This is a genomic window from Maribacter spongiicola (genome assembly GCF_052119685.1).
In the GTDB taxonomy this organism is placed as follows: domain Bacteria; phylum Bacteroidota; class Bacteroidia; order Flavobacteriales; family Flavobacteriaceae; genus Maribacter; species Maribacter spongiicola_A.
In genome coordinates, this window is the sequence record NZ_JBGQOO010000001.1 from 751,069 (window position 1) to 771,733 (window position 20,665).

A 20,665-nucleotide genomic window follows, 5' to 3' on the forward strand; every position below is an offset into this window, starting at 1 on the left:
AAATTATGCTTCATCTTCTTCAGCAGCAGGAGCTTCTGGAGTTTCAACAACTTGTTCTGGCTCGCCAGCAGCTTCAACAGCTTCAACCTCAGCTTCAGCGTTTTCGCCTTCAGCAACTTCTGGTAAAGCAGCAGCGGCAGCCTCAGCAGCACGCTTATCGTTTACTTCTTTTTCTAATTTCAAAGCAGCAGTTCTAGCATCAGCTTTAACTTTATCCAAACCACCAACTTTATAAGCAATAGCTTGTTCTTTTTCAGAAACCCAAGTATTGAATTTTTCTTCAGCTTGCTCTTCAGTTAATGCACCTTTACGAACACCACCTAATAAGTGATGCTTTAAAAGAACACCTCTATAAGAAAGAATTGCTTTAGCAGTATCTGTAGGTTGTGCACCATTTTGCAACCATTTTACTGAACTATCAACATCAAGTTCAATTGTTGCAGGGTTTGTATTAGGATTGTAGATACCTAATTTCTCTAAGAATTTACCATCTCTTTTAGCTCTTGCATCTGCAGCAACTACCCAATAGAATGGTTTTCCTTTTTTACCGTGTCTTTGTAATCTAATTTTTACTGGCATATCACATTAATTTGTAGGGTGCCCGACCCTTGATTATTAATTCTATTTTTTCGCTTACCCTTAAGCGGGTGCAAATATAATTTAAAATACCGAAATGACAACCACTATTAATAGTTATTTAAATAACCATAGAAAGATTTCATTATGATTCAGATGTAAAAATAAGAAAAGATCACACCAAACATGATAAACATTGGTGTATAAGAATAATCATCAATTCATATTACAGATTAAAATTTAGTGAATCGTACATTTTTATGCACCAACGATGTCGTTCGTTAATAACTCTTAGCAACTCTACTTTTTCAAACAACTCCTTTTTTGTAATTTTATAGGCACTTTTTAGGTCAAGTAACTGACCACTTTAGAACACACAGAAAACTCGCTATGTACCTCATCTTTGATACCGAAACCACCGGTCTTCCAAAAAATTGGAACGCTCCTATTACCGACACCGACAACTGGCCGCGTTGTATACAAATAGCATGGCAGTTGCATGACGAAATGGGAAAATGCATTGAGCATGAAGATTATCTAGTTCGCCCAGACGGATTCAACATTCCCTATGACGCCGAACAAATTCACGGTATATCTACTGAGCTGGCAGAGCAAAAAGGTATTTCTCTTTCTGAGGTATTAGAGAAATTCAACATTGCCATGTCTAAAACAAAATTTGTAGTAGGGCAGAATGTGGGTTTCGATTTAAATATTATGGGCGCGGAATTCCACCGAATGGGTGTTGAAAATCCGTTACAAGAACTTCCCATTTTAGACACTTGTACAGAGCATACGGCACAATTATGTCAAATACCTGGTGGTCGTGGTGGTAAGTTCAAGCTACCTACATTAACAGAATTACATCAATACTTATTCGGCGAACCTTTTGGCGAAGCGCACAATGCAACTGCCGATGTTGAAGCAACCACGCGTTGTTTTCTAGAGCTAATACGTAAGCAAGAGTATACAAAAGAACAATTAGATGTTCAGCCAGATTATTTCAAGAATTTCTCTGAGGCGAACCCAAAAGAAATTGAACTTATCGGTCTTAAACATATCAACCTAAAAAAGGCATCTAAAAAAATAGCCGATGCACTTTGGGCAAAAGATACGGGCGGTGTAACAGAAGAAGAAATAGAAGTGAACTTGGCTACATTAGAAAATGCCAGTTTTGCACATCTACACAATCATACACAGTTCTCGATATTACAGTCCACCACCAGTATATCAGATCTAATTGCCAATACCGCCAAAGCAAAAATGCCTGCGGTTGCAATGACGGATCATGCGAACATGATGGGTGCCTTTCATTTTGTTAGCGGTGTACTCAATCATAATAAAGGTGTAGTAGCTAGAAATGAAGAAAACCAAAAACGATTTGAAGCGACCACAAACGGTACGTTAGAAGAAGGGCAAGAACCTTTACATGAGTTACCAGAACCAGAAATAGAGATTACCCCTATTATAGGTTGTGAATTTCAAGTCTGTGAAGATCATACCAATAAATCGCAAAAAGATAACGGGTACCAAATAGTAATGCTTGCCAAGACTAAACAAGGGTATTTAAACCTTGCAAAAATGTCTTCTATAGCATTCGTTTCGGGTAAGTATTATGTACCACGTATCGACAAGAAAGTTGTTGAGCAATACAAAGAAGATGTCATAGTTTTGACCGGTAACTTGTATGGTGAGGTACCGAGTAAAGTTTTGAACGTAGGTGAAAATCAGGCTGAAGAAGCTTTAATTTGGTGGAAAGAGACTTTTGGCGATGATCTATATATTGAAATCATGCGTCACGGTCAAGAAGATGAAGATCGCGTTAACCAAGTATTAATTCAGTTTGCCAAAAAGCACAATATAAAATTAGTTGCTACCAACAACACCTATTATGCAGAAAAGGAAAATGCACATGCGCATGATATTCTTTTATGTGTAAAGGACGGCGAAAAACAAGCGACACCAATAGGTCGTGGTCGTGGCTATCGCTACGGCTTACCAAACCAAGAATACTACTTTAAATCATCTGATGAGATGAAAGAGCTTTTTAAGGATATTCCTGAAGCTATCATCAATATTCAAGAAATCGTAGACAAGGTTGACACCTTTACCTTGGCACGTGATGTACTGTTACCTGCTTTCGATATCCCAGAAGAATTTCAATTCGAAGAAGATAAATTAGATAACGGAAAACGTGGTGAGAATAAATTTTTACGTCATATTACCTATGAAGGCGCCAAGAAAAGATACGGCGAAATAACACCAACCATTGATGAACGATTAGACTTTGAGCTTAAAGTAATCGAAAAAACCGGTTACCCTGGTTACTTCTTAATTGTGGAAGATTTTATAAGGGCCGCAAGAGCTATGGATGTTTCCGTAGGTCCCGGTCGTGGATCTGCCGCAGGTTCTGCCGTTGCCTATTGTTTATGGATTACGAATTTAGACCCTATTAAGTACGACCTGCTTTTTGAGCGTTTCTTAAATCCGGATCGTGTGTCTATGCCCGATATTGATATTGACTTTGATGATGAAGGTCGTGGTCGTGTAATGGACTATGTGATTAATAAATACGGTTCTAATCAAGTGGCACAGATTATTACATATGGTACCATGGCAGCCAAATCTGCTATTAGAGACACAGCTCGTGCCTTAGATTTGCCTTTGCAAGATTCCGACCGTATGGCGAAGCTGATACCAGATATGTCTAAGCTGAAAAAGATTATTGGGGTCGATGAAAAAATCTTAAGAGCGAAATTTAGATCTGAAGATTTAGAAAAAATAAATGAGCTTTTAGCAATTTCTGAGGGCGATGGTCTTGAAGCAGAAACCTTAAACCAAGCTTATATTCTTGAAGGATCTGTTCGTAACACTGGTATTCATGCCTGTGGAGTAATCATTACTCCCGATGATATTACCAAATTCGTACCCGTAGCGCTGGCTAAAGATTCTGAGATGTACTGTACCCAATTCGACAACTCGGTAGTGGAAGACGCCGGATTGTTGAAGATGGATTTCTTGGGATTAAAAACACTGACCTTAATTAAGGATACCGTTAAAATCGTAAAAGCGAAACACGGTGTTGTTTTAGATCCAGAGAATTTTCCATTAGATGATGTAAAAACATACGAACTCTTTCAAAGAGGGGAAACTGTCGGAGTGTTCCAATATGAATCACCCGGTATGCAGAAACACATGAGGGCTTTAAAACCTACTGTCTTTGCAGATTTAATTGCCATGAACGCTTTATATCGTCCTGGTCCGATGGAATATATACCAAGTTTCATTGCTCGTAAACATGGTACCGAAGAAATTGTATATGATCTTGATGCTAACAAAGAATACTTAGCTGAAACCTATGGTATTACGGTATACCAAGAGCAAGTGATGCTGTTATCGCAAAAATTGGCGGACTTTACAAAAGGTGAAGCTGATGTCTTGCGTAAGGCGATGGGTAAAAAGCAAAAATATGTACTTGATAAAATGAAGCCAAAGTTCATTGAACAAGCTTCAGCAAAAGGACATGCCGTTGATAAATTGGAAAAAATCTGGAAAGATTGGGAAGCATTTGCAGCGTATGCCTTCAACAAATCTCACTCTACCTGCTATGCGTGGATCGCATACCAGACCGCATATTGCAAAGCACACTACCCTGCCGAATATATGGCAGCGGTATTGAGTAACAATATGAATGACATTAAGCAGGTTACGTTCTTTATGGAAGAATGTAAGCGAATGGGCTTAGATGTACTAGGGCCAGATGTAAACGAATCTTACTACAAATTCGCCGTGAACGACGCCGGTGCTGTTCGTTTTGGAATGGGTGCCGTAAAAGGTGTCGGTCGTGGTGCCGTAGAAACTATTGTAGAGAACAGAAAAGAAGAAGGAAGCTATAAATCCGTCTTCGATTTTGCCAAACGGATTGACCTTCGTGCCGCCAACAAAAAGGCTTTTGAAAGTTTAGCAGTTGCCGGAGGATTCGATTCTTTCGGAGACACCCATAGAGCACAATATTTTCATGATGAGGGAGACGGAGTTACATTTCTAGAGAAAACGATAAAGTATGGTGCTAAGTTTCAAGAAAGTGAAAATTCTAGTCAAGTAAGCTTATTTGGTGATGCCAGCGAAGTACAAATACCAGAACCTGTAGTACCGCCATGTGAAGAATGGGGAACGATGGAGAAGCTTCGAAGAGAAAAAGAAGTGGTCGGAATTTATATCTCTGGGCACCCATTAGATGATTTTAAAACCGAAGTAAAGGCATTTTGTAATGCCAATATAGCTTGCGTAAATGATTTGCCAACCTATGTAAATAGAGAACTTACGTTTGCCGCTGTAATAACAGACGTGCAACACAGGGTTTCTAAAAATGGAAAAGGATGGGCGGCTTTCACCATGGAAGATTACACGGACTCTTATGAATTCCGCATTTTTGGGGAGGAGTACCTAAAATTCAGGCACTTTTTAATGATCAATTCATTTGCCTACGTAAAGTTATTTGTTCGTGATGGATGGATGAATAAGGATACTGGTAAAAAAGGAGACCCTAGAATGCAGTTCAATAGCTTTATGCTACTGCAAGAAGTTATGGAAACATATGCAAAGAAGCTTACTATAAAATTGAACATTGCCGAATTGAAAGAAGAAAAAGTAAGAGCCTTAAAAGACGTGTTCACCAATCATAAAGGTGATCACGCCATCAATTTTATCGTTTATGAGATGGAAGAGAAGATAAAAGTGAATTTAAATAGCAGAAAACAAAAAGTACAGATTTCGAGTGAGTTATTACAACTTTTAGAAAAACAAGACGTTCATTTTAAACTGAATTAAATCGGTAAGTATTGGGCTAGAAATTTAAAATTGCAAATTTTTGCAAACCGTAACCGCGAATTACATCTTCAATTTAGCATTAGGCTATAAGAAAAGAACCATATAAATAGATAAATTAGCTTGATACCCTAATAGACAAAACGAATTGTTGACTCGTAAGGAAACAGAAGAATAATTGACTAAATTTGTATAATCAATAAAAGTAAATAAGATGGCATTAGAAATAACAGATGCTACTTTTGACGAGGTAGTATTAAAAAGCGATAAACCAGTAGTAGTAGATTTTTGGGCAGCATGGTGCGGTCCTTGTCGTATGGTTGGTCCGATCATAGACGAAGTTAGTACTGAATACGACGGTAAAGCTGTTGTTGGTAAAGTTGATGTAGATGCAAATCAAGAATTCGCAGCTAAATACGGGGTACGTAATATACCTACCGTATTAGTATTTAAAAATGGTGAAATTGTAAGCAGACAAGTAGGTGTATCACCTAAAAAAGTTTACACAGATGCTATTGACGCAGCTTTGTAAGCACTACATATTTATATAAAAGATAAAAAGAGCTGGCATTTGTCAGCTCTTTTTATTTGGTTTAATTTTAATTCGACCGATACATCTAGTTGAATTGTCTTTAGTATCTTTAATATTGTGAATCTACAATCAGAATTAAACAAATCATCTTTATTCTCAAATCTTGAGCTGCTAGCTAACCAAGTAGTAGAAGGTTTTATTAGTGGAATACACAGGAGTCCGTTTCATGGCTTTTCAGCTGAATTTGCCGAGCATAAAATTTATAATAATGGAGAAAGCACCAGGCATATAGACTGGAAGCTTTTTGCAAAGACAGATAAATTGTACACCAAACGGTACGAAGAAGAGACGAATTTAAGGTGCCACATGATACTAGATAATTCTGCATCTATGTATTATCCGCAGGTAGATAATTTAAGCATTGATTCTTTAAACAAAATAGGATTTAGTGTCTTAGCCATAGCTGCATTAATGAACGTTCTTAAAAGACAGCGCGATGCTGTAGGGTTAAGTATTTATTCAGATACCTATAATTACTATGCGCCCGAAAAAGGAAGCGAACGTCATTTTCAAATGTTATTGGCACAATTAAGTGCAGTTGGTATGACTGAAAATCCGCCAAAGGAAACAAATACTTACACCTATTTACATCAAATTGCAGAGAATATTAAACGCAGAAGTTTGATTTTTCTGTTTACAGACATGTTTCAAACCGAAAAAAACGATGATGAATTGTTCGAAGCGCTCCGCCATTTAAAATATAATAAGCATGATGTCGTACTTTTTCATCCGATGGATAAACAGCGCGAATTATTCTTCAATTTTGAAAATACACCGAAGAGATTTGTCGATGTAGAAACAGGTGAACATTTAGATTTATATGCAGACAATATTAAAGAAGCTTATAATGAACGAATTACTTCGTATTTATCTGACATAAAAATGAAATGCGCCCAATATAAAATCAAATATGTGGATATTGATATACAGCGAGATTTCTCTACAGTGCTCAATACTTTTCTTGTAGAAAGAAATAAATTTCTCTAGAGTGAAAAAAAAGTAAAAAAAATGTTTGTGCAATACAAATAACTGTATATATTTGCACTCGCTTAACGCCACGGTCTGGTAGTTCAGTTGGTTAGAATACCTGCCTGTCACGCAGGGGGTCGCGGGTTCGAGTCCCGTCCAGACCGCTAAAAGCTCTCAAGAAATTGAGAGCTTTTTTCGTTTACAAACTTTTTTCTGTTTTTATGGCCAACCACTACGTATACATTATTTATTCTTCTTCGCATGATGTCTATTACAAAGGATATTCTACAGATTATATAATGCGACTGGAACAGCATAATCGAGGCAAAACAATATACACCAAAAACAAAGGACCATGGAAACTGGTCTATGCAGAAAAATTAGATTCCAAAAAAGAAGCTCTTATAAGAGAGAAAATGCTGAAAAGACAACATAGGCAATATTTACTCTGGCTTTTTAGTCAAAAAACGAACCTTATAAAATAGGTTAGAATACATGTCTCGGCTCAGCCGAGAGGGTCGAGGGTTCGAGCACTTGCCTGTTTCGGCTCAGCCGAGAGCCAGACCGCTAAAAGCTCTCAAGAAATTGAGAGCTTTTTTCGTTTATAAACTTTTTTCTGTTTTATGACCTATCACTACGTATACATTATTTATTCTTCTTCGCATGATCTCTATTACAAAGGATATTCTACAGATTATATAATGCGACTGGAACAACATAATCAAGGCAAAACAACATACACTAAAAACAAAGGACCATGGAAACTGGTCTATGCAGAAAAATTAGATTCTAAAAAAGAAGCTCTTATAAAAGAGAAAATGCTAAAAAGGCAACATCGGCAGTATTTACTTTGGCTTTTCAATCAAAAAACGAACCTTATAAAATAGGTTAGAATACATGTCTCGGCTCAGCCGAGAGGGTCGCGGGTTCGAGTACTTGCCTGTCTCGGCTCAGCCGAGAGCCAGACCGCTAAAAGCTCTCAAGAAATTGAGAGCTTTTTTCGTTTATAAACTATTTTCTGTTTTTATGACCTGTCACTACGTATACATTATTTATTCTTCTTCGCATGATGTCTATTACAAAGGATATTCTACAGATTATATAATGCGACTGGAACAACATAATCAAGGCAAAACAACATACACCAAAAACAAAGGACCATGGAAACTGGTCTATGCAGAAAAATTAGATTCCAAAAAAGAAGCTCTTATAAGAGAGAAAATGCTGAAAAGACAACATAGGCAATATTTACTCTGGCTTTATAGTCAAAAAACGAACCTTATAAAATAGGTTAGAATACATGCCTCGGCTCAGCCGAGAGGGTCGCGGGTTCGAGTACTTGCCTGTCTCGGCTCAGCCTAGAGCCATAACAAAAAAAGCCCTCAATAAATTGAGAGCTTTTTAGTTTATAAATATTTTACTTTAGTAAATTTCTAAATAGTGCTATAAATAAGCTGCTACACTAATTTTCTTTTCGTTCTCATCATTCGCTCTTGCATTATTTTCGCATATAGAATCTGATTCTCCTCTATTTGTCTTTCTAAAGAAGAAACTACCGATGTAGCTTTTTCCTTAATTGAACTATCTACATTAGCATCTTTACGTTTTTTCGTACTATCGATCGTTAAATCATTTAATAAAGAATTCAATTCATTAGTAACTGAATTTTTAGAGAGAGATTTCGTATTCTTCTGTTTAATACTAGAACTAAATAGGTTTAAAAACATAAGATGGGAGTTTAAGATTTTATATATAACGGTCTAAATCTAATAATAGTATAATATACGTAATCTTTTTCTTACATAAATATAATTAAATTTTAATACAATCTATTTTTTGTATTTATCAGCGGTTAGCTGTTATTTGATTTACATCATAAAGTATATGGTACTATGATAGTTCAAACCCATAAATATGCGTAAAACAAAAGCTACTGGATTATAATATAACAAGTCCACTTATATCTCAACAACTAAAATTATAGGCGCTTTTAATAAAACTATTGATACTAGAAATCTAGTCTGATTAGTAGATTAATTTAAGGTAACCATTTACTAAAAAGCATAAAAAATGACCGATCAAAAAAAGAAGATTGAAGTCCTCAAATATAAATTGATGGAACTTATAAATATTTCAAACACTAATTTTCCAAGAGTAGTTTGTACAATTCTTAATTTTTCTTAATTAATAATGATTCACAATAACTCTGATAATAATACTATAGAAATGGAAAGTTGAAATTCAGATTCGAACCTTAGAAAGCAGTAATCTGTAGTAATTAATATAGATAATAGTCGACAATAATACTCAAAGATTGATTTTATACCTAAAATGAAAGAAATGAATCACTGAAATAGATATAAGGTATAATGGTTAATTCTAAAACCGAAATTAATAGTAAAGAAAACATTATTCTTCTATTAAAAAAGTAAACATAAACTAAGTGGAATACAATTAATTACTAAATTTCGCCTTTACCAGATGTTTGGTAAATACTGCCCCGTAGTAAATATATCTATTGCCCATACGTTTAGGTTCTTTTAGTAGACGACCTAACCATTCTAAACCTAAATCTTGCCAAATTTTATTAGGTCTTTCTACAGTACCTGCATAGAAATCAAATACAGCCCCTATTGAGCAGATAATTTTAGCATCTAGATTTTCTTTATTGGCATGACTCCATTTTTCTTGTTTTGGCGCAGTCATTCCTACAAACAAGACATCTGGTTTAAAACTGTTGACAGCTTCGATCATTGCCTTTGTATCTTCTTCTGTAAATCTTGGTTTATACGGTGGAGAGTAGCTACCAAAGGTAACATTTGGGTATTCTTTTTTTAATCTTTCCCCAATTTTTGAAAGTGTTTCGTCTGATGCTCCCAAATAAAAACAAGAACCATGTATTTCATTTAATCTTTTCAATTGAAAATCATGAAAATCTGCACCAGCTATTTTTTTTATGGAGACCCCGTTAAGCCATTTAGCGGCTGCAACAATACCGACACCATCTGGCAATATAACGTCACTTTCTAACAATGCCTTTTTGAAAACATCATCTTCTTCTGATATACAATAGGAGTATTGATTGATAGTACTTACCAACAATTTAGTTTTAAACGGTAAATTTTCTAATGTAGAATTGTAAACTGGATAACCTAGGCATAATACTTCTGAATCAACTGCTGCTGTAATGCTCATAAAATTTTTAAAAAAAGTAATTAATTTAAAAACAAATTAAAAAATGTTTGCTAAGAAAGTTCCAATTACTGCGGGAGTTAATGCTTGTACAAAAATAAAAAAATTAACTTAAAATTATAGATTACTTACGATAACCTGTTGTAAAATAAAGACATATGGTTATCAAATTCAGTATTTAAATATGACATTAATTATTTCATGTTTTTTCTTACGAAACACTCAAAGTTTACAAAAAATATAGTTTTGACTTTTTTAAAAAATAAGCCGTTTATCGAACTTGTAATATGAAAGACAACATTAAAAAAAAAATCTAGTTATCTAAAAGGAGTAGGCAATCAAACTAAGCAATAATTTATGTTTTCAAGGTTTGGTGAAAAAAATTAGAATTATGGCTAAAACTAGACTTCAACCTATGTACTTCAATACTTCAGTACTTTTTTTAATGGTATTAGCATTGCCTCTCTTACAATTAGAATCTTGCACATCTGATCACGATATTCTTAGCGAAGCAGTTATAAAGGACACCCCAACCGTAGAATCTGGTATTATTCCTATTCTTAGAATTACTGATTTCAGTATTCTAACTACTGATAATACAGGTTTGATAACAGATATAATCGGTATTATCGATGAAGAGAAAAAACTCATCTATGTTGAAATTGATACAACTGACTTATCTACACTTCAACTAAAACCTAGCATTACGATTGATACGGCTTCAACGGTTATTCCTGATACCAACACTCCACAAGATTTTACCGAGGAAGTTACCTATACAGTAACTTCTGAGACTGGAGCCGAAGAAAACTATACCGTAATACCAATAATTGTTGAACCAGAGATTGTAGAACCCGAAATTGTAGAAACACCGTGTACGAGCAGTCGTCAAGATTCAGGCCCAATAGTTATCACTGAAAATAACCAGCGAATAGAAAACCTGCATATTAAAACATCAAATCAACATGGTATAGAAATTAATGGTTTTACGGGCGTCGTCATATCTAATTGCATTATTGAATACACCGGCGCTTATGTCGGTATTAAATTCGCGATGGCAGATAATTTAACGATAGAAAACTGTTCCATAACATATACAAATGCCCCTTCTAGTGGTCCTCTACCTGATGCTACCAGAAATTGTATTGAAGGGTTTGATACCGAGAATTTAGTAATATCACATGTAAAAGTAGAAGATGGCTCTACAGGTATTCGGTTAGATCAATGCGATGCATCTGTATTGACCTATATTGAAGGCCACAATATGAGAGGTCCTTTTCCTAGAGGGCAATTAGTTCAATACGATAAGTGTATTGGAGGATTATTGGAGAATTTTTCGGTCATTAACGACCGAGAAATTGCTTGGACAGAAGACAATATCAGTATCTACAAAAGTGCCGGACAACAGATTAAAAAAGGTTTGATCGTCGGAAACAACAGTCCGAATGGTGTTGGTGTGATGTTTGAAGATCAAAATACCGAAGGCGCACGTGGAGGTACGGGCGGACTAGTTGAAGATGTTGACTTTTTACAGATGGGCAACGGTGTTGCATCTTCAGTTGAAGGTTCTGGAAATGTCACCTTTAATAGATTACGTGCCAAGCAGATTATATGTGGCGAATTAGGTCAAAGTAGAGGTGACTCAACTTCTAACTCCTTAATATTTGCGGCTTTTGAGACTTCTGGTGGTAATAAAATTATTGACTGCCTAGTTTATGAGTCATGCAACCCTACCAATATTATTTGGCCAGAATACAGTTTTGAAGTTGTAGACTATAGGGACGATATCGATTTTGAACCGAGAGACCCTATTGTACTTGATTTCACCTGCTCTTCTAACAATTAATATATTCAGTAAATATTAACCCCAATTTGTATAACCAGGTACTCTGAGATATGCAAATATTTTTCTACGTAGAATAGTTGTTATAAAAAACTTTTTAAAATATCTTCTATCAGCTTTACCATCTCTTATAATAAAATTAGGATGTGCTAGTGGAAAACTAATATCAGATGCTTTATTCTCTTGCCTTTTATCATTTGCACTGGTAGTATGTGTGGCATCTTCCCCAAATCCTAAATTTTGAATCATGTTCTGATGCGGAATGATAGACAATCCTGAATTGATTAATTTGGTATAATCCCACTGATAATCCCACCAAGTGACTTCTTCTGCATTGATTGTTTTTTCAACCTTACTGAGTCGGTATTTTTTCTCAATGAAATTTGAAAAGTAGGTATCGAAATATCCTTTCTTTTTTAGCTCCGGATACGTTGATACTTCATAATCGTAATGTTTCCAAGCTCTTCTCCAGCTAGCCCAACCCCACTCATGGCTAAAATTAGAGAAGTAATACGAGTAATCTGAATCTGACACCCATCCGTTCTGAAAATTAGAACCTCCGATATGCATTATCTGGCTATTATCTCGATACTTTTCTAACAGCTCTGAACAGAATTTAAAAAAGCTTTCTGATGGCAAACAATCATCTTCTAAAATAATACCTTCTTCTTCATTTTCAAAAAACCAATCTATAGCTGTTTTTGGTCCTAGACCGCAACCGATATTTTCATCTCTAAAAAGCGTTTTTACCTCACAGTCCCAATCCACTAAATCTATAATAGCTCTAGTTTCTTTACAACGTTGATCGTCTTTACCGTTATTTCGTGGTCCATCGGCCGCAACATACAGTTTTTTAGGTTGCGCCTTTCGTATCATTTCAAAAACCTTTTTTGTTTGTTCAGGTCTGTTGAATATGATAAAAAGTACAGGTGCTTGTGGTGTGGTTGTGGTTGTTCTCATTTTAAGTAGTCTTCATTTTTAAATAATTGCCAAATAATAGGGAACAAGGTCTTGCCCCAAAGCAACAAAAATGCAATTGGTAAATGATAAGGTAAATGACTTCTTATAAATTGTAAATATTCCTTATAAGATAAGCCCTTAGGACTATACAAATATGCTATCCTTTCTTTTAAATTACTATTTTGTGGTAGCCAATTTACACCATGATCATAGTTGCAATATCCACAAAAGGCACTTGAAACATATGTACGGATACCACTTCGTAATGCTTTTAACGTATAATCATAATCAGCTATTCCATGTGTATACTTTTTTGAAAGTGAGCCAATTTCATTATACACTTCTTTTGGCACTAACATAATATTAGCATTGCCAAGTTCACATTTTTGAGGAAACTCATTGTTTGGTATTACCATTTCACCCCTAAATAAAAACCAATTTAAAATTTTATGCCCACCATAGGATATCTTCTTAGTTTCAGGATTTTGGGTAGGCCCAACGATGATGCTCTTCGGCTCTTTTACATATTCCAAATCACTAAACAATCGAGTAATCGTATCTTCAAAAACGATGGTATCATCATTTAATAGTAAATAGTAATCTGTATTTTTCTCGTGTTCATTGGCATATTTCCAGGCAGCACGCATGCCGCCAGCCCAGAATAAACTTCCAGATCCTTGTATAATATGTAGGTTATTGAACTTACCCTGTAAATACTCGGTCGTACCATCGGTACTACCATCATCTACCAAGAATATATTCAACTCGAAACCATCATCTAAAGTACATTTAGATAGTGCCTGCAAGCAGCTATATGTTTTTGTCTTACGGTTGTGACACGTAAGCAAAACAGTTATTAATTTTTTTTCTTTAGTTGACATCATCTCTACTTTATAACTTACTAAGCTGGTAACTTTCGATTTTTTCTCATTTCTATAAACACTTGGTATGGCGCGACTATTAACCCGTTGACATTGGTTATCACAATTGCCATACATATTCCAAAAATACCATACTCTAATTCTACCGATAAGTAATACGCTATCGGGACAAAGAATATAATGACCAAAATGGACATATAAAATTGCAAATTCACCTTACCCATACCGTTTAGAACGCTAATAAATATTTCTGAAAAGCAATTAGACAGTACAATTAACAATACCCCTAATGAGGTGATAAATGGTATGGTTATAATATCACCGATCCATAAATCATAAATGGTTGGCGCCATAAATAATACGATGATGCTACCAACGGCAATAACGGCCCAAATGAGTAGCAGCTTGTTTATTAGTTTACGAATCCACCTGTAATCGTTATTTACTTGTGCGTTAGTAACCGAACTCCACACAGGGCTCAATATGATACCAAATATTAAAGCGGCCACACTAAACAGCTTAAATGCGATATTAAATTCGGTCACCTTCTCTGGGGTAAAATACTTACTTATTAAGAAGTTACTGGTTTGAAACTGCACCATATAGGCAATGTTCAAAAAGAAAAACTTGATACCAAGAGAAAAAATAGCCCTTAAGGTTTCTAATGTCGGTCTTTCTATTTTCTGGATTAAATCTCGTCTCTGAACGATAAAGAAATATGCCGTAAATAAGAAAATAGACAGCACATTACTACCCATAACTACAAAACCTAAATTAAACAATGAAGGCTCAGAAAATTCTCTTAAATATAGAATACCAATTAAACCCAGCGCATTACCAACCAATATTGTTCTCGCAATCATTGCCGGTTTCTGTAACGCGTACTGTATGGGGTTATAAATTTGAAAAATGAACTGTAAACTAAAGAAGGATATCAACAAGAAAACCAACTGCTGCAATTCTGTTCGGTACGAAGCATCTACCCCCAAGAATTCATCCCATTTTAATTGATCGGTAAATACCACGTTAAGTATAAATATTACCGCTGAAATAAATATTAAAACAGCCGCCGTAGTATGTATCAATTTCCGTTGTTCCTTAATATCATCGAGTGCCACTGCCTCAGAAAATTTATTTCTCAATCCGTTACCAAACCCAATATCCAATAAAGTAAACCAAGTTAACACAGAACTTAATGTCAACCAGATACCGTATCGTTCAGCATTGACAAAATTAATTACTAAAGGAACAAACAAGAAGTTTATTGCCGTACCCAAGCCTCTTAAAATCAACGAAGAAAAAACGTTTTTAACTAACAAGTTAGTCCTAGAATTTCCTTGGAAATAAGATTGAATAAGTACCCTTATGGAATTAAACCTTTTTATCATTATAAATTATTAGGTTTTTGCAATTCTAAATATTTTGTTCTGTAGTTAAAGGATAAAACTGAAAAATCTTGATTCTTAAATGCGGGCAAAAATATAAAGATGACACAAATAGGCAACATTAATATGGGTTCTCCAAAACTTAGAATCAATAAAATCAGGACAGCATAAATAACATATTCAGTTTTACGGAGATACATCTTGCATAAAGTACCATAACGATACAATAATACAAAGAGACCTACAACACCGAATTTGGTTATAAAATCCATTATACCATTCGAAATATTGATATTATATTCATATTTGTAATACTCGTCATATTGGTTACTAACACCTAAAAATAACTTCCAATCAAATTGCTCATATAAGAATATCGCACTAGCAAATCTATTCAGCGGAATTTGTCTTTGCACATCATCATAATAGGTCGATAATTCCTCAATTCTTTTAAGATCCCTTATATCTTGCTCATATATTTCAACAATTTTTTCCCCTAAAAAAGGAACATTGGGTATTGCTATGGCTAATATGATTGCAAAAGCAATAATGGTTACTTTACTACCCTTGTTTAATACCCGATATCTCAAGAAAAACAATAGAAATACCCCCAAATATGCTGTGGTGGATACTGTTGTTAGAATCGCAAGCGTAATAATAAAAGCTTCTTTATTTAACTTAAAATCATTCATTAAAAAATTGAACAATAGTGCTATGGTCAAAAATGAACCGAAAGCTCCAGGCTCCCAACAAAAGCCAGAATTTCTATAATAATGAATAGTATCGTACGTAAATATTAAAAAGTTGGAATATCGTAAGGAATTAGTTTCTACGGTAATACTTTCAAATGCTTTACCTATTGCCTTTACTATTGCTCCATCTTGATAAAATTGAAGCACATAAAAAACAAGGGATATCATTGCCAAATGCGAAATTACTTTCACTAAATAGTATAAAGTCTTTTCCTTCAGTATTAAACAAAACAAGTAGGATGTTAATACGAATTTGAAAAAATAAAATACATCACTCTTAAAATAATCTGTAGGTAATTGATTTAATTTGAATCTAAATAAAACATAGATGAAAAAAATTGCACTACTTACTATAAAAAACTGCACATCTTTCTTCTTTACCCTATTAAAATAAAGGGCAATTATTATCATAAGCACCTCAAAACCAAACCATGCTAAATTAGATTTAACTAAGAAATTGGCTTTAGAAGCGAATAGTAAAAAAAACAAAGTGACGATATAATATATATTCATTTTCGTTTTGCCTTGTGCCTTGTGCCTATAATTATAGATTAACTAATTAATCAACCTATTAATTAGAAGTTACATCGTTCAAAACCACCATAGGATTTTTAAACTTTTTATTCACCTTCACATCTTCTATGATAGCTAAATCATCTAGTTTAGAGTGATTTTCTCTCACCATATAGATACAACAGTCTGTAAATTTAGATAGCGCTAATGTATCAGCCAATTTACCTATGGGAGCAGAATCAATTATTATATAATCGAACTCATTTCTTAATTGATTCATTAAAATATTCATTCTATTAGAATTGAAAGACTCTAGACCGTCAATATTTTCTGACCCCAAACCAATTGCAAATAGATTAGGATTATTACTTACAGGTATTAATAGATCATTAACGGTTATGGTATTAAAATTTTGATTTAGATAATTAGAAACACCATATTCCTTTTTTGTCTCACCGAGCGCCTCTATTAATTCAGGGTTATGCTTATCCAGTTCAAGTATTAGCACCTTATTACTCGATGATGCCAAGGCCACGCCTAAGTTTGAAGAGAAAAAAGTTTTCCCCTCACCTTTAATTGCCGAAGTTACTAGAACGGTTTGTACCTTCTTTTTAGAAAGCATAAAATCTAGATTCATTCGCATCATTCTAAAACTTTGTGCTAAAGGACTTTCTTCTTCGCCTTTTTCTATTAAATTGTTTTTGGTCTTATTATGCACTATCTCACCAATGACGGGTACACTTATTCTGTCCTCAACATTTTTCTTATTCTTTACTTTAGTGCTTAATCCTTCTTTTAAATGTATAAAACCAATCGGCACCAAAAGACCCATTAAAAAGGCAACTAAAAGAAATAATTTTTTACTAGGCGAGCCAGATTCAAAATCGGTTATCGCCCTATCGATAATGGTGAAATTATCATTTCTAACACCAACCATTAAAGCTGCTTCTTCTCTTTTTTGTAATAGATATAGAAACAAATTTTCTTTAATACCTTGTTCTCTACTAATTTCAAGTAGTTGTCTTTGCATTGTTGGTATTCTCTGCTTTTTTTCTGCAAACTGATCAGATCTACCCTTAATACTACTAATAGTAGTTCGTAAGCTTTGTTTGGATGTTGAAAGACTACCCAATACATTTCTCCTAAGCTGCTCTAATTGATCTTTGATATCAATCATTCTAGGATTATTTTCTGGTACGGTTCTTTGTAGACTTTTCTTGTCTATCAATAGTTTATTGTAACTATCAATTAGGTAGATTAAATTCGGACTCGTAACACTTAAAGAATTTATGGTAGATTCGCTATCACCTCTTTGTAAATTACGTTCTATAGCGCTTAACACCTTTAATTCAATTTCCGAATCAGCTAATTTTCTACCGTAATCTATTTCTTGTTCAGCAAAAGAATTTGCATCGAACTCAACACTAGCCAGTTCATTATCCGTTTTAAATTGTGCTACATTCAATTCTACTTCACTAAGTTCTGTAGAAAGCGTATTTAAACGATCATCAATAAATTGTACATTATTCAACGCCAAGGCATTCGTAGCTAAATATGATTTCAGCCCATATATTTCAACCAGAGTATTAATGATATCTTCACCTTTTTCCGATATTTTTTCTTTTAAAACAATATTGATTACCGAAGCGTCTTTGTTGATGACATAAACGCTTAAAGCTTTCTTTACATAGTCTTGTGCCATTTCATCAATATCCCTGAAATCTGCAACGAACTGGGTATCTTTAGATGTATTATTTTCATTTGGAACTAATGTAAAAACTCCATATGGCTTTTCAATTTTATACCCGTAGTTATAGGTATTATAACCATAATCAGAACTAGCAGTACTTTTTCCTTCTATTGAATCTTCAAATTCCTCTGTGATACTAAAACTATCCTTACCCTCTAATTTTATGGTCAATGTAGTTTCGTAAGCTAAAGGATACAATGTGTCTATTACCATTTTAAAAGGTAATTCAGAACCATAAATTTCTTTAGGAGGAAAAGCATCTGGAACGGTAAATCTACTTTGCAATGACAACGTATCTAACACCGAACGCATTAAGTTTACCGAGGTTAGAACTTCAATTGCATTGTTCACCCTTTCTGAGTTACTAAATGGATTATTGTTCGCTAAATTATTGCCCGAGGCATCTATATTAGATGTTTCGTTTTTTAACAATAATTTGCTAGACACATTATAAGACGTATTTATAAATTGTAAAGCAAGTATGGCTAAACCTAAAAATATCACTAAAGAAATCAAGAAGAATTTCCATGATTTAAGGTACTTGGCAAACAATGCTTTCAAGTCAAAATTTTCTCCGTTTTCTTTAGAAGACATTTGTGAATCGAAATATTCCTTTTCAGTCATTACATTCAATTTTATAGGGTAATTAAGCTTCAGTATACATAACCGATTTGTAACGGTTATAAAACATTAAGATTTGCAAACTGCTTTTTTAAAAATATAGTGTTACGTCTACTTAAAAGTAGAAATAGAGATTACTGCTAATGACAAAGAACCTAGTATTACTGAAAACCATTGGGCAGCGTTAGATGTGTTTCTAACCTTTCTATCGTTAGGTTGCACATATACAATATCATTAGGTCTTAAGTAGTAATTTGGAGAAGTAAACAATTCGTCTGATGTTAAATCAATTCTTTTAGTACTCTTAACACCGTCTTCTTCACTGATCAACAAAACATTGTTTCTTTGGGCATAAATGGTCATATCACCTGCCATCCCTAAAGCCTCAAGTAATGTTACCTTTTCATTGGGAATGGTAAAAACCGCAGGCTGATTTACTTCACCTAAAACAGAAACCTTAAAGTTCATGAATCGTATATCTACAATCGGCTCCATTAATAATTTTTTAGAGATCAATTCTTCTCTAATATATTCTCTTAGCTCTTTTTTGGTCAACCCAGAAACTTCTATTTTACCTAAGACCGGGAAACGTATGTAACCATCTTGGTCGATTAAATACCCTGTAGGCTGAGCTCCACCAGCGTTATTGGCTAGATTGAACATCTCAGTTACTTCTGCATTTAAACTTGTAATGTTTATGCTTAATAAATCGTTCTTCTGTAAAACAGGCTCTAAGGGCTCGAAATAAGTAGCAAAAGAATTGTTACCTACTTCATTAAAGTAAGAGGACTTTTTTGCACTTCCACAAGATGATATTTGTATTGCAACGAATAGTAATAAAGAATATTTAAGTACGTTGCCTCTTGTCTTTTTTAGGTTAAATGGGGAAAAAATAGCTTTCATAAGTAAAATAATTTGTCGCTTATAGTTCGTAAACATGGTAAGGTTCAAAATTACTTCAAACAAAAATCTGTTTCACATAAATTCCGACATCATAGTTTATAAAATCGTCGTAATTAAGAAATACAGCCATTCAACCTTTTTATGAAAGCAGTTGCTATATTTAAGTAGACACTTTAACGGCCACATACGATGTTTACCGCTATTATCGAAAAGACTTTAAGCTATTTACCGACTCAAAATCGGTAAGTAATTCGGGTTTTAGGCCTATAATCGTCACATCATCTTCATGAATTAAGCTTTGTGTCGCTATATGACACTTGTAGTCAGCATCAATACTGATTTCATTAAGATAATAGGGCTGGTCAGCGATGACTGTAGATTGATTGTTGATTTCAAAGGATTGTAAAGGTACATGCAAGCCAGACCCATTAGATTTGACCACGGCTTCTTTTTGGGTCCAATACGTATAGAACTGCTCCACTACTTTTGGTGCCCCAAGTATGGTTTCATATTCTGCTAATGAGAATTGATCTTTAAAATCTTCAATAGGGATATCACTGATTTTCTCTATATCAACACCAATCGCACCCACCGATGTAATTGCGCAAACAATTACATCATTAGAGTGTGAAATGTTGAATTGAATAGATGAGTTTTCTAAAAAGGGCTTTTTATCTTTTGAGAAATTCATCTTGAGGGTATCTATATCTACTTGATATAAAGTCTTTAATCCGTAAGCTAAAAGCAACCTACCTATTATAGTCGATTTCGCATCTTGCCAACGTTTATATTTTGAAAATTTACGTACAAACTCCTCCGAGAACATATGCTCTGCATCCGCAAAAAAAGCATCGTTACCGTCATCGGATAAATACGTAAATAAAAGATGTGTCATTCAAAAAGG

17 protein-coding genes and 1 tRNA gene are annotated in these 20,665 nt (G+C 34.4%); 8 read left to right on the plus strand and 10 right to left on the minus strand.

All coding sequences use genetic code 11. The features are described 5' to 3' along the window. Positions 1–3 precede the first annotated feature (3 nt). The gene (locus ACEN2N_RS03170; protein WP_441822951.1) at positions 4–579 is read right to left on the minus strand and encodes a 30S ribosomal protein S16; all 576 of its coding nucleotides are present in this window, start codon (positions 577–579) and stop codon (positions 4–6) included. Positions 580–966: 387 nt separating this feature from the next. On the opposite strand from ACEN2N_RS03170, the gene dnaE reads away from it, so the two are divergent. The 7 genes from dnaE to ACEN2N_RS03205 all read left to right on the plus strand — a co-directional run bounded on the left by dnaE (position 967) and on the right by ACEN2N_RS03205 (position 8,251). Next, on the plus strand, positions 967–5,403 hold the full coding sequence (gene dnaE, locus ACEN2N_RS03175) for a DNA polymerase III subunit alpha (protein WP_441822952.1): 4,437 nt from the start codon (positions 967–969) through the stop codon (positions 5,401–5,403). Between the two features lie 211 nt (positions 5,404–5,614). After that, a complete protein-coding gene (gene trxA / locus ACEN2N_RS03180) occupies positions 5,615–5,932 on the plus strand; it encodes a thioredoxin (RefSeq protein WP_013550701.1) in 318 nt (105 codons plus the stop codon). Positions 5,933–6,049: 117 nt separating this feature from the next. After that, positions 6,050–6,979: a DUF58 domain-containing protein gene (locus ACEN2N_RS03185; protein WP_441822953.1), complete on the plus strand. Its 930-nt coding sequence runs from the start codon at positions 6,050–6,052 to the stop codon at positions 6,977–6,979. Between the two features lie 72 nt (positions 6,980–7,051). Next, a tRNA-Asp gene (locus ACEN2N_RS03190) sits at positions 7,052–7,125 on the plus strand. Positions 7,126–7,182: 57 nt separating this feature from the next. Then, positions 7,183–7,446, plus strand: coding sequence for a GIY-YIG nuclease family protein (locus tag ACEN2N_RS03195; protein WP_441822954.1), 264 nt, complete (start codon positions 7,183–7,185; stop codon positions 7,444–7,446). A 138-nt stretch (positions 7,447–7,584) separates the two neighbouring features. Next, a complete protein-coding gene (locus ACEN2N_RS03200) occupies positions 7,585–7,848 on the plus strand; it encodes a GIY-YIG nuclease family protein (protein ID WP_441822955.1) in 264 nt (87 codons plus the stop codon). A 139-nt stretch (positions 7,849–7,987) separates the two neighbouring features. Further along, positions 7,988–8,251 (plus strand): GIY-YIG nuclease family protein, encoded by a 264-nt coding sequence (locus tag ACEN2N_RS03205; RefSeq protein ID WP_441822956.1) that lies wholly within the window; start codon positions 7,988–7,990, stop codon positions 8,249–8,251. A gap of 167 nt (positions 8,252–8,418) precedes the next feature. On the opposite strand, the gene ACEN2N_RS03210 is transcribed toward ACEN2N_RS03205, so the two are convergent. Both ACEN2N_RS03210 and ACEN2N_RS03215 read right to left on the minus strand, forming a co-directional pair. Continuing rightward, on the minus strand, positions 8,419–8,688 hold the full coding sequence (locus ACEN2N_RS03210; protein ID WP_441822957.1) for a hypothetical protein: 270 nt from the start codon (positions 8,686–8,688) through the stop codon (positions 8,419–8,421). Positions 8,689–9,415: 727 nt separating this feature from the next. Further along, positions 9,416–10,156, minus strand: coding sequence for a WecB/TagA/CpsF family glycosyltransferase (locus ACEN2N_RS03215; protein WP_441822958.1), 741 nt, complete (start codon positions 10,154–10,156; stop codon positions 9,416–9,418). Positions 10,157–10,544: 388 nt separating this feature from the next. Between ACEN2N_RS03215 and ACEN2N_RS03220 the strand changes: the two genes are divergently transcribed. Further along, on the plus strand, positions 10,545–11,999 hold the full coding sequence (locus ACEN2N_RS03220) for a right-handed parallel beta-helix repeat-containing protein (RefSeq protein ID WP_441822959.1): 1,455 nt from the start codon (positions 10,545–10,547) through the stop codon (positions 11,997–11,999). Between the two features lie 15 nt (positions 12,000–12,014). On the opposite strand, the gene ACEN2N_RS03225 is transcribed toward ACEN2N_RS03220, so the two are convergent. The 7 genes from ACEN2N_RS03225 to ACEN2N_RS03255 all read right to left on the minus strand — a co-directional run bounded on the left by ACEN2N_RS03225 (position 12,015) and on the right by ACEN2N_RS03255 (position 20,656). After that, positions 12,015–12,956 (minus strand): nucleotide-diphospho-sugar transferase, encoded by a 942-nt coding sequence (locus ACEN2N_RS03225; RefSeq protein ID WP_441822960.1) that lies wholly within the window; start codon positions 12,954–12,956, stop codon positions 12,015–12,017. Further along, positions 12,953–13,954: a glycosyltransferase family 2 protein gene (locus ACEN2N_RS03230; RefSeq protein ID WP_441822961.1), complete on the minus strand. Its 1,002-nt coding sequence runs from the start codon at positions 13,952–13,954 to the stop codon at positions 12,953–12,955. The genes ACEN2N_RS03225 and ACEN2N_RS03230 overlap by 4 nt, the downstream gene beginning before the upstream one ends. After that, positions 13,858–15,225, minus strand: coding sequence for a lipopolysaccharide biosynthesis protein (locus tag ACEN2N_RS03235; protein WP_441822962.1), 1,368 nt, complete (start codon positions 15,223–15,225; stop codon positions 13,858–13,860). The genes ACEN2N_RS03230 and ACEN2N_RS03235 overlap by 97 nt, the downstream gene beginning before the upstream one ends. Next, the gene (locus tag ACEN2N_RS03240; protein WP_441822963.1) at positions 15,225–16,166 is read right to left on the minus strand and encodes a hypothetical protein; all 942 of its coding nucleotides are present in this window, start codon (positions 16,164–16,166) and stop codon (positions 15,225–15,227) included. Before ACEN2N_RS03240 ends, ACEN2N_RS03235 begins: the two co-directional genes overlap by 1 nt. A 379-nt stretch (positions 16,167–16,545) precedes the next feature. Beyond that, positions 16,546–18,861 (minus strand): GumC family protein, encoded by a 2,316-nt coding sequence (locus tag ACEN2N_RS03245; protein ID WP_441822964.1) that lies wholly within the window; start codon positions 18,859–18,861, stop codon positions 16,546–16,548. 108 nt (positions 18,862–18,969) lie between these two features. Beyond that, positions 18,970–19,761, minus strand: coding sequence for a polysaccharide biosynthesis/export family protein (locus tag ACEN2N_RS03250; protein ID WP_441822965.1), 792 nt, complete (start codon positions 19,759–19,761; stop codon positions 18,970–18,972). Between the two features lie 202 nt (positions 19,762–19,963). After that, positions 19,964–20,656, minus strand: a complete 693-nt coding sequence (locus ACEN2N_RS03255; protein ID WP_441822966.1) for a 4'-phosphopantetheinyl transferase family protein — start codon at positions 20,654–20,656, stop codon at positions 19,964–19,966. Positions 20,657–20,665: the final 9 nt, after the last annotated feature.

Excerpts from the sequence above, each read along its gene's own strand:
- ACEN2N_RS03245 (WP_441822964.1), bottom strand. The coding sequence starts at position 18,861 with ATGACTGAAAAGGAATATTTCGATTCACAAATGTCTTCTAAAGAAAAC.
- trxA (WP_013550701.1), top strand. The coding sequence starts at position 5,615 with ATGGCATTAGAAATAACAGATGCTACTTTTGACGAGGTAGTATTAAAA.
- ACEN2N_RS03255 (WP_441822966.1), bottom strand. The coding sequence starts at position 20,656 with ATGACACATCTTTTATTTACGTATTTATCCGATGACGGTAACGATGCT.
- ACEN2N_RS03170 (WP_441822951.1), bottom strand. The coding sequence starts at position 579 with ATGCCAGTAAAAATTAGATTACAAAGACACGGTAAAAAAGGAAAACCA.
- ACEN2N_RS03195 (WP_441822954.1), top strand. The coding sequence starts at position 7,183 with ATGGCCAACCACTACGTATACATTATTTATTCTTCTTCGCATGATGTC.
- dnaE (WP_441822952.1), top strand. The coding sequence starts at position 967 with ATGTACCTCATCTTTGATACCGAAACCACCGGTCTTCCAAAAAATTGG.
- ACEN2N_RS03220 (WP_441822959.1), top strand. The coding sequence starts at position 10,545 with ATGGCTAAAACTAGACTTCAACCTATGTACTTCAATACTTCAGTACTT.
- ACEN2N_RS03235 (WP_441822962.1), bottom strand. The coding sequence starts at position 15,225 with ATGATAAAAAGGTTTAATTCCATAAGGGTACTTATTCAATCTTATTTC.
- ACEN2N_RS03225 (WP_441822960.1), bottom strand. The coding sequence starts at position 12,956 with ATGAGAACAACCACAACCACACCACAAGCACCTGTACTTTTTATCATA.
- ACEN2N_RS03205 (WP_441822956.1), top strand. The coding sequence starts at position 7,988 with ATGACCTGTCACTACGTATACATTATTTATTCTTCTTCGCATGATGTC.
- ACEN2N_RS03210 (WP_441822957.1), bottom strand. The coding sequence starts at position 8,688 with ATGTTTTTAAACCTATTTAGTTCTAGTATTAAACAGAAGAATACGAAA.
- ACEN2N_RS03230 (WP_441822961.1), bottom strand. The coding sequence starts at position 13,954 with ATGTATGGCAATTGTGATAACCAATGTCAACGGGTTAATAGTCGCGCC.
- ACEN2N_RS03200 (WP_441822955.1), top strand. The coding sequence starts at position 7,585 with ATGACCTATCACTACGTATACATTATTTATTCTTCTTCGCATGATCTC.
- ACEN2N_RS03250 (WP_441822965.1), bottom strand. The coding sequence starts at position 19,761 with ATGAAAGCTATTTTTTCCCCATTTAACCTAAAAAAGACAAGAGGCAAC.
- ACEN2N_RS03215 (WP_441822958.1), bottom strand. The coding sequence starts at position 10,156 with ATGAGCATTACAGCAGCAGTTGATTCAGAAGTATTATGCCTAGGTTAT.